This is a genomic window from Pseudomonas sp. FP603 (genome assembly GCF_030687415.1).
GTDB classification, from domain to species: domain Bacteria; phylum Pseudomonadota; class Gammaproteobacteria; order Pseudomonadales; family Pseudomonadaceae; genus Aquipseudomonas; species Aquipseudomonas wuhanensis.
Genome location: NZ_CP117431.1, coordinates 1,723,916 through 1,736,896, shown reverse-complemented (window position 1 = coordinate 1,736,896; position 12,981 = coordinate 1,723,916). Strand labels below are relative to the sequence as shown.

The following is a 12,981-nucleotide window of genomic DNA, read 5'->3' as shown; positions in this document are numbered from 1 at the left end:
ATGTTTTCAAATTACCTGGGCGAGTTTCTGGCGCTGGCAACGATCCACTTTCTGGCCGTGGTCGCCCCCGGACCGGATTTCGCCGTGACCATCCGCCAAAGCGTGCGTTTCGGCCGCTTAGTGGGGATTTGCACGGCGCTGGGCATCGGCGCGGGCATTTCCGTGCATGTGCTTTACACCTTGCTTGGCGTCGGCGCGCTGATGCACACCACGCCCTGGTTGTTGACGGTGGCCAAGGTCGTTGGGGGTGCCTACATTTTGTACCTCGGCGTGAGCCTGATACGCAGCAAACCCAAAACCGTGCTGGAAGGCGACAAAGGTGCAGACGAACCGGTGGTCGAGCAAACATTGCTGAAGGCGTTCACCACAGGTTTTCTGACCAACGCCACCAACCCCAAGGCCACGCTGTTTTTCCTGGCAATCTTCACGACCATCATCAGCGCCTCGACACCACTGCAGATTCAGGCACTGTACGGGGTGTGGATGTGTTTCGTGAATGCCTTGTGGTTCGTGATCGTGGCGCTGTTTTTTTCCAGCACCCGGGTGCGGTTGCTGTTCATGCGCATGGGGCACTGGTTCGAACGAACCATGGGGGTGATCCTGATTCTGTTCGCTGGCCGATTGATTCTGTCGATGTAAAACAAACGGCCCTCCAGTCTGACTGGCGGGCCGTCGATATCATTTCTTGTTCGATCACCGAGACACTTACCAAAGCGCCAGGGTATAGCTGACGATCAAGCGATTCTCATCCAGATCATTGCCAAAGTTCGAACGCACCGACGCGTTGCGCCATTTAAAGCCCAGGCCTTTCAACGTACCGTCCTGCACCACGTAAGCGATATCGGTGTCGCGCTCCCACTCCTTGCCTTCACCCGGAGCACTGCGCTGCACGTTATCGCCCGAGATGTAGCGGGTCATAAAGCTCAACCCCGGTACACCCAATGCCGCGAAGTTATAGTCATAACGCGTTTGCCAGGAGTGTTCGTCAACGTTGGCGAAGTCACCGATCTGCACGAAGTTGACCAGATACGGATCGCTGCGTCCGATGTACGGAAACGGATCATCGCCGCTCATGCGCTGGTAGCCGAAGCCCAGTGCGTGGCCGCCGAGACTGTAGGTAAACATCGCACCGAAAGCCTGGTTATCGAGGTCACGAAAGTTGCCATCTTCAATGCTGCGCGCATAACGCACGTCGCTCTTGAGCGACTGGCCGGCCCCCATATCCAGCAGGTGGACCAATCCGAGGTAGTTTTGCTGGTAGATATTTTCCAGCTTGCCGTAGCGGTACTGCGCTGTCAGATTCGGCAGGAATTGATAGTCAGCCCCGGCGAACTGGAACTTGTCGCTTTGCCCGCCGATGCGATTGGCAGTCATGTCCTGGTAGTCGGTGGAGTCGACAAAGTTGATCTGCGTGAGTTGCCCGGCAGTCAGTTTCAATCGGTCAATTTCTTGAACATTCACCAGTGCTCCCTTGAACGTTCCCGGCAACAGACGAGTATCGTTGGAGTTCACCACCGGATCCTTGATCTGCAACGTCCCCAGCCTCAGGGTGCTCTTGGACAAACGCACTTTGGCCGTCAGGCCCAACTCGCCATAGCGATCCTGCGAGCCGCCCGACAAATCCGGCGGCAACAGATTGGTGCCCGCCGTGCCGCCGCCGGAGTCCAGTTTAAAACCGGCCATGCCCAGCGCATCCAGACCAAACCCCAGCGTGCCAGCGGTATACCCGGACTCCATCCGCAACAGAAAACCCTGTGCCCATTCCTCGGCTTTGTCACGCGAGCCGTCTTGGCGGAAATCGCGATTGAAGTAAAAGTTGCGCGCTTCCAGGCTGCCTTTACTGTCGGCAATGAAATCCGCCTGAGCGACCGGAGCGCCGAGCAAGCTCAAACCGAGCAATGTGCCGACCGGGAAGTACAACCGTTGAGTGGAAAGCGAATAGTTCATGCCTGCTCCTGTTTCGGACGCGAGCGAGCCCTCTCGGGGGCGTTGTGATCGCGACCGATGTTTGTCGATTAGCAATGGATCAGCGACGTCTGGGCACAATTGCCCAGACGTGTCAGGGTTCAGGATTCGAGTTGACGACCGCGGGTTTCCGGCAGGCTTAACGCGGCCAGAATCACCACACCATAGGCACCGGCAGCGAAGATTCCGATCCCCGTACCAATCGGCAACGTTTCGCTCAGTGCACCGATCAACAACGGAAACAGCGCGGCGATGGAGCGCCCGGCGTTATAGCAAAAGCCCTGGCCCGAACCGCGCATGCGGGTCGGAAACAACTCGGTCAGAAAAGCGCCCATGCCCGCAAAAATGCCCGAGGCGAAAAAACCCAACGGAAAGCCCAGCCAGAGCATCCAGGTGTTGTCGATGGGCAGTTGGGTGTAGGCCAGAACGATCGCCATGGAGCCGACGGCAAACAGGATGAAGTTCTTCTTCCGACCAATGGCATCGGTCAGCAATGCACTGGTCACATAGCCAATGTAAGAGCCGACGATCACCATCGCCAGATAACCGCCAGTGCCGAGTACGCTCAGGCCGCGCTCGGTTTTCAGGTAAGTTGGCAACCACGTGGTGATCGCGTAATAACCGCCCAGCGCGCCGGTGGTCAGCAACGAAGCGCGCAAGGTGGTACTGAGCATCCGTGGTGCGAAGATTTCAAAGAAGGCCCAACGCGAATCCTTTTCAGGCTTGGCCTTGCGCTCAATGCAGGCCTGCTCGAAGGTGTCCGACTCCTTGACCAGTCGGCGGATCACCAATACAAATAGCGCTGGCACCAACCCGATCATGAACAGCGCCCGCCAAGCCTCTTCCGGTGGTAGAAAGCTGAATAACCCGGCATAGAGCAATGCCGTAAGCCCCCACCCTAGCGCCCATCCGGCCTGCACCATGCCCACTGCCTTGCCGCGATCCTGGGAGCGAATCACCTCGCCAATCAGCACCGCACCCGCAGTCCATTCACCGCCGAAACCAAAGCCCATCAAAGTCCGGGCCACCAGCAGTTGCTCGTAGTTCTGTGCCAGTCCGCAGAGGAAGGTGAAGAAGGCGAACCACAGTACCGTCAGTTGCAGGGTGAGCACCCGACCGATGCGGTCGGACAGTATTCCGGCGATCCAGCCACCCGCCGCCGAGGCCAGCAGCGTACAAGTGCCAATCATCCCGGCATCACCCTTGGAGATGCCCCAGGTTGCGATCAGGGTCGGAATGACGAAACTCAGCATCTGCGTGTCCATGCCATCCAGGGCATAGCCGATCTTGCAACTCCAGAAGGTACGCTTTTCATTTTTCGACAGGGGGCCGTACCAACTGAACGGGCCGGTGCGGCCCGAACCTGAAAGCACGTGGTCAGTCATGGTCTTTTCCATGGGAGTTCCTGCGGCAGCAAGCGAAGATGACGGACACGCCTCATTATTTTTTTGTGAAGGCGTTGTCGTGGGGGGCAGACGCAGTGGCTGCGTCGTGGAGCGGATTCTTCGCGCCAAGGCCAAACTGCGTCAAACGGGAAAAAAACGAGGTTATGCATAAGAAAATTTGATACCCCCGGCGACGAACTCTGGAGTAACAATTACTGCACCCCCACCACGGTTCTCTGTGGAAAAACAGTGAACGCCCCACCACGAGAACCGCCATGAACCTCAAATTTCTCGAAACCTTCGTCTGGGTCGCCCGCCTGCAAAGCTTCAGCCTCACTGCCGAGAAAATGTTCAGCACTCAGGCCGCTATCTCCAGCCGGATTGCCTCGCTGGAAGAAGAGTTGGGCCTGCGTTTGTTCGTGCGCGATTCACGTGGCGTGTCGCTGACGCTCGAAGGTCTCAAGGTGCTCGATTACGCCGAGCAGATGCTTGAGGTTCAGCGAGCGTTGAAATACTCACTGGATAACACCAATCCACAACAGGGTCTGGTGCGCATCGGTGTGATGGATACGGTGATCCACACCTGGCTCAGCCCGTTGATGTCGACCTTGATGCAGACCTTCCCCGCCGTGGAAATCGAAATCACGGCCGACGCCGCACGCAATCTGTGCGATCAGTTGCAAAAGGGCTATCTGGACATCGTGTTCCAGACGGACCTGATCCGCCACGAAAGTGTGCGCAACCTCGAACTGGCGCACTACCCCATGCACTGGATCGCCGCCAGTAACTCAATCTATGCCCGCCCCTATGCCTCACTGGCCGAAATGGCCAGTGAGCGCATCATCACCTTCGTCAAAAACTCCCGGCCGCATCAGGATGTACTCAACCTGCTGCACGCCCACGGCATCGGCACGCCACGCGTCAGTTGCGTCAATTCGGTGTCGGCCATGACCCGGCTGATTCGTGACGGCTTCGGCATTGGCGCCTTGCCGGCCGCGCTGGTGGCCAAGCCCTTGGCCAGCGGCGAGTTGATTCAGCTGGAACCGGGTACTCGCTTGCCGCAGCTGGATGTCGTGGCTTCATGGCGCGCCGGCGTCGGCCTGGAGTTGATCGAGAGCATCGTCGATATGAGCCGCCAGGTAGTCTCCCAATACGCTGCGGATGTCGGCCCGCTTCGAATGGTTCCGGCACCCGGTCTCAACAACCGACGGACTCTTGAATAACTTTTAGTTGTCACGGGGTAACAACATTCCTGGTTGGACGCCATCGTCATGGTTTTCTAAAAAGGGTCATCGAACCTGAAGAGATGCCGTGATGAGCCAACCCACCCTGTCTTTCGAACAACTGAAGCACAGCGCTCCGCTCGCCCTGCGCCAATGCATCGCTGCCGGACACTATCGGGGCCACACCAGCGGCTTGGCCCAAGGTCGGGTGCAAGCCAATATCGTGATTCTGCCCAATGATTGGGCGAACGAGTTTCTTCGGTATTGCACGCTCAATCGGCAGGCTTGCCCGGTGCTCGACGTTACCGAACCCGGTGATCCGTATTTTCGCAATCTCGGCACCGCCATTGATATCCGCCACGAGGTGTCCCGATACAGGGTCTATCGCCATGGCGAACTGAGCGAAGAACCGTCGGATATCGAGCATTTGTGGCAGGACGATCTGGTGGCCTTCGCCATCGGCTGCTCGTTCTCCTTCGAACAACCGCTGCTGGATGCCGGCATCGCCCTCAGGCACATCGATCTGGGGCGCAATGTTGCCATGTACCGGACGAACATAGACACTCGCCCTACCGCACGCCTGAGCGGCAAGCTGGTGGTGAGCATGCGCCCGATGAAAGCCGCCGCGGCGATCCAGGCGATCCAGATCACCGCCCGCATGCCCAACGTCCACGGCGCGCCCGTGCACATCGGTGATCCAGCGCTGATCGGCATCGATTCACTAAGCAGCCCGGACTACGGCGATGCCGTGCCAGTCGACGCCGACGAAATCCCGGTATTCTGGGCCTGCGGTGTGACCCCGCAATCGGTGGTGCAAACTTCGCGTCCGCCGCTGTGCATCACCCACGCCCCCGGCTGCATGCTGGTAACGGATGTTTTGAATAGTGCTTTGTAAATGAGTGCGGGCTCGCATGGAATAGTAACGTGAGCCTTGGATTGGACTGTTTTCAACCTGATAGGGATGCCACGGACAAACAATGAATACTGCTCAACAATCGATTCAACAGTACATAAAAGCCAAGGACGGTAACCGCCCATATTTGTTGCACCAAGCCTTTGCGCCAGACGCGATCCTGGACATGGTCGTGCACACCGGGTCCATCTCGTTTCCACCCCACGTTGAAGGCCTTGGACCTATCGGCGATGTGCTGGTCAGGCGATTCGGCCAGACCTTCGAAAACGTCTATACCTTTTGCCTGGGACTCCCACCTGAACCGCAGGCCAAAACATTCCAGTGCAAATGGCTGGTCGGCATGTCCGACAAAAGCTGCGGCGAAGCCCGCGTCGGTTGCGGTCTGTATGAGTGGCAGTTCAACCCCGAGTCTGCGCTTGTCGAGAGGCTCACTATCACCATTGAGCACATGAAAACCCTGCCGGCGACTGATCTGCACTGCATCATGGAGTGGGTGTCGCATCTGGATTACCCATGGTGCAGTTCGCAAGCGTTAGTGAACAATGCTCCTGACATAGACACCCTTGAAGAGGTGATCCAGTACCTTACGGCCAATACTCCAACCTGCACTTCGCAGGGGTAGAGCTACACAGTCAGTCATATTCAGCCTCCTTGTCATATCCCGCCAGATGCCATTGTTACGATTGGTCTGCATTCGAAAAGTACAAACCGGCACGCCTGAAAACGCCACTCATTGAGTGGCGATTTTGCGAAATATCCCGCGCAAAACCCAAAGAAAAACTCGCGGGACCGTGAAGCATCCCTTATTCCATCAGCATCCGGCGCAATGCCAATGATTGCGTGGCCTGACCGTGGCTTTCAAAAAAAAACCAACATCTGTATCGAAAGTTTTCGTTCAAGGCATGGCGCTTTGCCTTGGTTGAACTACCTTTCAAACAAGAAGAAGACATAACGGTTTGAAATTGCACGTTAGGTTCAGCGATCAGATAGCGGAATGGCAAAAGGAGTTACCTCACTATGGTCCTGGCAAGCATTTTCCGGCTCTTTACGTTGATTGCCGGTTGCTTTTTAGGGGAGTCAGGTCGGCGCAAAGTGCCGTCTTTAGCTGCTGTTGCGGTCGAGCCTGAACATATCGTTCGGGTCGACAGCTCAGGTATCTGGATCACTAAAAACCGTTGTAGCGAAGGTCGCTCGCTGTTCAGTCAGACCAGCGTATTGCACCTGCTTGCATGTAGCACCACGCAATATTGCCGGGGCCATTAGTCAGGGGTCTGGCGGGGTAGAGGGCCGACCAAGGCCCCTTGTAGTGATCCGAGGCAACCCAGTTAGCCTCAAAGATGGCCTATTCAGCGAGGATGCACTTAATGAGCTATCGTACCGTGCCCGCTTTCAAGCGAATTATCCATGGCCTGTTCTGGACGGGTCTCAGCGTGAATGCGGCTCAGGCCGCGCCGGCCAATTGTTCGCAACTGGATAGTTTGCCGGCAACGTTCGAGGTCGGTCAGGGGCTTCAGAATGAACTGCGCGTCCCCGTCCCGGTGACACAACTGGCGGTAGGCGACCCGAAAATTGCCGACGTGCAACCCAGCGGCAGCAACGCCTTCATACTCACGGGCCTCGCGCCGGGGGCCACCAGCCTGATGGTCTGGACCGCCTGTTCGAAAACGCCGCGCCAAAGCATGGTGTTCGTCAAGGGCAAGGCCACCGCGGCGCTGACCAGCGTCTCGACAGTGCCCTCCGAAGACCCGCTGTTGCCGATTCAGGTGCAAACCGACATCCGCTTCGTTGAAGTCAGCCGGACCAAACTCAAGGAAGCCAATGCCTCGATTTTTGGTCGCCAGGGCAACTTCCTGTTCGGCTCGCCGAGAACTTTGCCCACCATCGACGGCATTGTCACGCCGTCGCTGCCGGTGAACAACGGCTTGTTCAACTTCGCTTTTGCGTCCAGCGATACTCTGGTGTCGATCAACGCACTGGAAGGCAGCGGTTTCGCCTACACCCTGGCACGGCCAAGCCTGGTCGCGCTCAGCGGGCAGAGTGCGAGCTTCCTGGCCGGTGGTGAAGTGCCGATTCCAGTGCCCAGTTCAGGCAGCGATAACGTGTCCATCGAGTACAAGGAATTCGGTATTCGCCTGACCCTGACGCCGACCATCATCGGCAAAAACCGTATCGCGCTGAAGGTGGCGCCGGAAGTCAGTGAACTGGACTTCACCAACGCCGTAAGCATCGCCGGCACTATTGTTCCAGCACTGACCATACGTCGTACCGACACCAGCATCTCCCTGGCCGACGGCGAAAGCTTCGTCATCAGCGGCTTGATCAGCACCCGCAACAATTCCCAGGTGAACAAGTTTCCGGGGCTGGGCGATATCCCGATTCTGGGCGCGTTCTTTCGCGACAACACCATCAACCGTGAAGAGCGTGAACTGCTGATGATCGTTACCCCGCATCTGGTCCAGCCACTGGCTGTCAACGCACAACTACCGTCATTGCCTGGCGAACAGCTGCGCAATTACGACCCGAACTTCTACCGCATGTTCTTCCTCGAAAATGGCGATTTCGACAGTCGCTCCGGGCTTTCACAATGAGCCAGAGCCTGAATCAGACTTACCTCGCCCTCACCCCTAACGGTGACCTTGAGCGCTTGCCAGGCCAGCTTTATTGCCATTGGCCTGGCGTTCAACGTGTTGTAGCCAGAGGACACTCGATGAAAGCAGTGATCGCAATAACGGCAACATTGTTGCTCGCAGGTTGTGCCACCAATGGCCTGTCGCGACCGGCTATCTGTGCCAAGCCCGATTCGGATCAAGAGTTGGCCCTGAGTCTGGCCGACAACATGGCCAACGACGGCCGTTTGTATGCCAGCCTGGCGAATCTTGAAGGTTTGCCCGACAACCTGGTTCAGGTTCGCCTGCGCAAGGCTCGGGTGCTGCGCTTGATGGGGCGTAACGAGGCGGGGCCGTTGTATCAAAGCTTGCTCGGCACCTGTCTGGCCGCCGACGGGGAACATGGCCTGGGCCAGTTGGCCGCGGCCAAAAATGATTACGCCACCGCGACCACTCACCTTGAGCGTGCGGTGAAGATGGCCCCCACCGACGACAGGATGCGCAATGACCTGGGGGTGGTCTACCTCAATCAACGACGTATCCCTGAAGCACGCTTCGAGTTCATGACCGCCATGGAGCTCAAACAGTCCAATTCATTGGCGGCACTCAATTTGGTGACGCTGCTGATCTATCAGGATAACTGGAAGTCGGCTGCCGAACTCGCGAACCGTGCCAGCTTGAGCCCCCAGCAAGTCGCCGAGGCTCAAAGCCGCGCGGAAAAACTCAAGGCCTCCGCAAAAAAAGTGGCGGCTTCGGAGGGGAATCGCAGGACTGAGGTAGCCGCTGCCTCACCCAGTGCGACAAAGTAAAACGTACGAGGAGTCGAAATGAATACCAAGAGGCTGTTGATCGTGTGCATGGCTTGCCTGTCCACCAGTGCCTGGGCTATTGAACCAGGCCCCTCTTCGGCGTCGCAAAAAGGCACCGAACAGTGGTTGCAGATGCAGATTCGTGGGGTGTTTGCCTCGCCTAAACTGCAAACGGCTTCGGCTACCGAACGTGACCTGGCCATGCAGCGTTGGCTGAATAGTTTCCTCTACCCGATACCAGAATTCTTTGACCAGGATGCAGCGGGCGACGTCACCAGCGGCAGCAATTGAGGTACTTCAATGGGTGATCAGCCCGTAGTCCAGAGTGGCCTAAGTTAAGCGTAGATGCTGTGGGAGCGTGGCTTGCCCGCGAAGAACGATGACGCGTGATACCTGAAAAACCGCGGCGCATTCTTCGCGGGCAAGCCACGCTCCCACAGGATTGTCGTCGCTCAAATTTCTTGACTTACCGGCATTAAGGCTTAGGGGGCATTCTCAATTGGTTTCCCCGGCAGAGGAAACCAATTGAGAACGCCCCCTAGTCATGTGTGCCGAAAAATACAGATCAGTACGAGGTGAAGCAGGCGATAGGAGTGAATACCCTCCGCTCACCTGCTCCACCTCGTACTGATGCAGCACAGTCATCTTGCTGGACCGAAAATCACTGCCTCATTACTTCCCGAATGTTTTGAGTACTCCGATCATGGCGGGGCCAATGGCGATCAGAAAGAAGCTCGGCCACAGACAGAAAATCAGCGGGAATATAAGTTTGGTGCCAATTTTCGCCCCCGCCTCTTCGGCTGCCTGCGTACGCCGGTCACGGAACTCATCGGCATAGATGCGCAAAGTATCGGCCACGCTGGTACCAAAGCGGATGCTCTGCGCCAACAGACTGACTAACCCTTGGACATCATCCAGACCGGTGCGCACAGCCAGTTGTTTGAGCGCTTCGGTACTGGAAATACCCGCACGGATTTGCGCATTGACCAGGGCCAGCTCTTCAGCCAGTTCAACCTGACTGACCGACATCTCTTCAGCCACCCGCTCGATCGTAAGGGGCAAGGCCAGGCCCGACTCCACGCAGACCACCATCAGGTCCAGGGCATCCGGAAAAGCGGCACGCAGTCTGCTCTGTCTAGCCCGCTTGCGTTTTCCGACATACAGCGCGGGTGCCAGCCAGCCGATAGCAGCAGCCGCGAACACTAGCAACAACCCCGTAATCAGAGAAAGTTTGGGGATTATCGGCAGCACCAACAGCGCAAGGCCTACCAATATCAATGGCAACAGCAAACGCACTGCCCAGTACATTTGAACAGCCGATTGTGAGCGATAACCAGCGTGCGTCAACAGGGTTTGGGTCGCAGACGTTTGAGCCCCATCAGTCGAGCCAAAGCGTTGGCCGACCCGTTCCAGCAATAATTGCAGATTACCCGGTGCGTCCTGCCCGGCTGTACTCCCTGAATGACCGCGTTTGATCAGCGCCAGACGACGCTGTACGGGATCCTGCAGCCCCAACAGCAGTAGCACCACGGTAACGATCGCGAGCACTGCACTCAGACTCATCGCACCGACAAACAACAGGCGCGCCATCTCCTCATTGCCTGTCACTCGATTGAACAACCCCAGCAAATAGTCCATGACCTGCACCTCCACATGGTGAATAAGGCTTAAACCTGAATCCGTATGATTTTGCGAATCCAGAAAATCCCGATCAACATGGAACCAAAAGCCCCGAATATAAGCTTATGGCCGATCGGGTCATTGAGCAGCAGCGGCAAATAGTTAGGGCTGGTGAACACGATCACTGCCGCCAGCACGAAGGGAATGGCCACCAGTATCCAGGCCGACATCCGCCCTTCGGCCGACAGGGTCTTGACCTTGCGCTGGAAGCGAAAGCGCCCGCGGATCAGGCGACTCAGACGCTCCAGCACTTCGGTCAGATTACCGCCGGTCTCGCGATGAATAAGGATAGAGGTCACCAGCATCATCACCGTCATGCTCGGCATCCTCTCCAGCAGGCCGAGCATGGCCCGACGCACATCGTTGCCATAGTTGATATCGGCAAAGGTCAGGCCGAACTCATGGGCAACTGGCCCTTTGTGTTCCTCGGCGACCAGGCGCAGGGTTTCATTGAACGGGTGCCCGGCGCGCAGGGCACGGCACATGGCATCCAGTGCATCCGGCAGGCCTTCCTCAAACTCGGCGAAACGTTTGCCACGGTCACGAGAAATTTTCAGCAGGGGTACCCAGAACACTACGAAGCCCACCAGCAGCGCCATCCACCAGATTGACGAGATCATCCAGATCGAGACGCCCGCGCAGGCGCCCAGGAACAACCCAAGCAATAACACCCGATAAGCCCGATATTCGTGTCCGGCCTGCTCGATCATCTGTGTCAGGTTCGCCATAAAGGGCAACTGCTCGAGCATGGCCTCCAGTGGCGACAATCGCGTCAGGTATTTCTGCCGCAACACTGTCTGCATGTTGGGCAGATTGTTGGCCTTCTCCAGTACATTCAAGCGGCCGCGGATGCGTTTGCGCATCTTGCCGGCCTCGCCGAACACCGGCACTACTACGCCCTGGGACAATAGGAACACGGCAATAAACACCATGCCGAGGAACATCAGAATGAATTCACCAGGAATATTATTCATGACTGCCGTGCCTCCATCCACTCAGGCCTGAACATGTTCAGCGGCAACTCGATACCGCGCTTGGCCAGTACATCTCGGAAGGCCGGGATCATTCCGCTGGGGCGATAATCACCGAGCACCTCGCCGTTTTCGCCCATGCCTTGACGCGCAAAGGAGAATATTTCGGTCATGGTGATGATTTCGCCTTCCATGCCGTTGATCTCTTGCACACTGACCAGGCGGCGCTTGCCATCCTCCTGACGTTCCAGCTGGATCACCACATCAATGGCCGAAGCGATCTGCTGACGCATGGCCTTGATCGGGAAGGTCGCCCCGGTCATCGACACCATGTTCTCGATTCGCCCCAACGCATCACGTGCGGTGTTGGCGTGGATGGTGGTCAGCGAGCCGTCGTGGCCGGTGTTCATGGCGGTCAGCATGTCCAGCGCCTCGGCGCCGCGCACTTCACCGATGACAATGCGGTCCGGGCGCATCCGCAGGCTGTTACGCACCAACTCCCGCTGGCTCACCTCGCCACGCCCTTCGATGTTGGAAGGTCGGGTTTCCAGGCGCACCACATGGGGCTGCTGCAGTTGCAGTTCGGCCGAGTCTTCGATGGTAACGATCCGCTCGTTCTGCGGGATGAAACTGGACAACACATTGAGCATGGTGGTCTTGCCGCTGCCGGTACCACCGGAAATCAACACGTTCAAGCGTCCACGGACAATCGCCTTGAGCAGCAGGGCAATGGCTGGGGTTAATGTCCCCACCGATATCAGGCTGTCGGTGTTGAGCAGGTCCACCGCAAAGCGACGGATCGACATGCTCGGACCGTCGATGGCCAGCGGCGGGATAATCGCGTTGACCCGCGAACCGTCCTTGAGTCGAGCGTCCACCAATGGCGAGGACTCGTCGATACGCCGACCCAGGCTGGACACAATGCGGTCGATGATGTTCAGCAAATGTTGATCATCGCGAAAGCGCACATCGGTCCTTTGCAGTTTACCGAAGCGCTCGACATAGACTGAGGCAAAGCCGTTGACCAGAATGTCGGACACGCTGTGATCGGCCAGCAACGGCTCCAGAGGACCCAGGCCAAGCACTTCGTCAGTGATTTGCTTGATGATCAACTGGCGGCTGGCGGTACTCACCGGCGCCGAATGCTCATCGAGCAGGCGCTGGCAAATATCGCGAATCTGCCGCGCGGCCTCGGCCTGTTCAAGGGAGTCCAGCAAGGACAGGTCCATGACCTTGAGCAACTGCTGGTAGATCTTTTCCCGCCATTCGGCCTCCACCGGGGTGACCTGGCTTCTGGTTTCGTAAAGAACGTCCGGTGTTACACGCTCCCACGCCATTATTTCCTCTGCCGGATCCAGTTCGTCGCCAGTCTGAGCGGCGGGTTTAGCGGACTGTTTGCGCAAGCGGTTACGAAAGTCGCTGATCATGG

Annotated in this window: 12 protein-coding genes; 7 read left to right on the top strand and 5 right to left on the bottom strand. The window is 57.4% G+C overall.

Features of this window, described 5'->3' with window-relative positions:
* The gene (locus PSH65_RS07960; RefSeq protein ID WP_305425693.1) at positions 1-639 is read left to right on the top strand and encodes a LysE family translocator; all 639 of its coding nucleotides are present in this window, start codon (positions 1-3) and stop codon (positions 637-639) included.
* Between the two features lie 66 nt (positions 640-705).
* On the opposite strand, the gene PSH65_RS07955 is transcribed toward PSH65_RS07960, so the two are convergent.
* Together PSH65_RS07955 and PSH65_RS07950 are read right to left on the bottom strand one after the other, a co-directional pair.
* Positions 706-1,947, bottom strand: coding sequence for an OprD family porin (locus tag PSH65_RS07955; protein WP_305425692.1), 1,242 nt, complete (start codon positions 1,945-1,947; stop codon positions 706-708).
* A gap of 119 nt (positions 1,948-2,066) precedes the next feature.
* Positions 2,067-3,350 (bottom strand): MFS transporter, encoded by a 1,284-nt coding sequence (locus PSH65_RS07950; protein WP_305425691.1) that lies wholly within the window; start codon positions 3,348-3,350, stop codon positions 2,067-2,069.
* Between the two features lie 275 nt (positions 3,351-3,625).
* Between PSH65_RS07950 and PSH65_RS07945 the strand changes: the two genes are divergently transcribed.
* From PSH65_RS07945 to PSH65_RS07920, 6 genes are all read left to right on the top strand, one after another.
* A complete protein-coding gene (locus PSH65_RS07945; protein ID WP_305425690.1) occupies positions 3,626-4,573 on the top strand; it encodes a LysR family transcriptional regulator in 948 nt (315 codons plus the stop codon).
* Positions 4,574-4,664: 91 nt separating this feature from the next.
* The gene (locus tag PSH65_RS07940; protein WP_305425688.1) at positions 4,665-5,468 is read left to right on the top strand and encodes a putative hydro-lyase; all 804 of its coding nucleotides are present in this window, start codon (positions 4,665-4,667) and stop codon (positions 5,466-5,468) included.
* An 82-nt stretch (positions 5,469-5,550) separates the two neighbouring features.
* Entirely contained in the window at positions 5,551-6,108 is a 558-nt protein-coding gene (locus tag PSH65_RS07935; protein WP_305425687.1) for a hypothetical protein, read from the top strand.
* A 742-nt stretch (positions 6,109-6,850) separates the two neighbouring features.
* Positions 6,851-8,074: a type II and III secretion system protein family protein gene (locus PSH65_RS07930; RefSeq protein ID WP_305425686.1), complete on the top strand. Its 1,224-nt coding sequence runs from the start codon at positions 6,851-6,853 to the stop codon at positions 8,072-8,074.
* 119 nt (positions 8,075-8,193) lie between these two features.
* Positions 8,194-8,901, top strand: coding sequence for a tetratricopeptide repeat protein (locus tag PSH65_RS07925; protein ID WP_305425684.1), 708 nt, complete (start codon positions 8,194-8,196; stop codon positions 8,899-8,901).
* Between the two features lie 18 nt (positions 8,902-8,919).
* A complete protein-coding gene (locus PSH65_RS07920) occupies positions 8,920-9,192 on the top strand; it encodes a DUF3613 domain-containing protein (RefSeq protein ID WP_305425683.1) in 273 nt (90 codons plus the stop codon).
* Between the two features lie 381 nt (positions 9,193-9,573).
* Here the strand turns inward: PSH65_RS07920 and PSH65_RS07915 are convergent, their stop codons facing one another.
* From PSH65_RS07915 to PSH65_RS07905, 3 genes are read right to left on the bottom strand one after another with little or no spacing between them, the layout of a single operon-like run.
* Positions 9,574-10,539 (bottom strand): type II secretion system F family protein, encoded by a 966-nt coding sequence (locus PSH65_RS07915; RefSeq protein WP_305425682.1) that lies wholly within the window; start codon positions 10,537-10,539, stop codon positions 9,574-9,576.
* Positions 10,540-10,568: 29 nt separating this feature from the next.
* Positions 10,569-11,555, bottom strand: a complete 987-nt coding sequence (locus PSH65_RS07910) for a type II secretion system F family protein (RefSeq protein WP_305425681.1) — start codon at positions 11,553-11,555, stop codon at positions 10,569-10,571.
* On the bottom strand, positions 11,552-12,979 hold the full coding sequence (locus PSH65_RS07905) for a CpaF family protein (RefSeq protein ID WP_305425680.1): 1,428 nt from the start codon (positions 12,977-12,979) through the stop codon (positions 11,552-11,554). The genes PSH65_RS07910 and PSH65_RS07905 overlap by 4 nt, the downstream gene beginning before the upstream one ends.
* Positions 12,980-12,981: the final 2 nt, after the last annotated feature.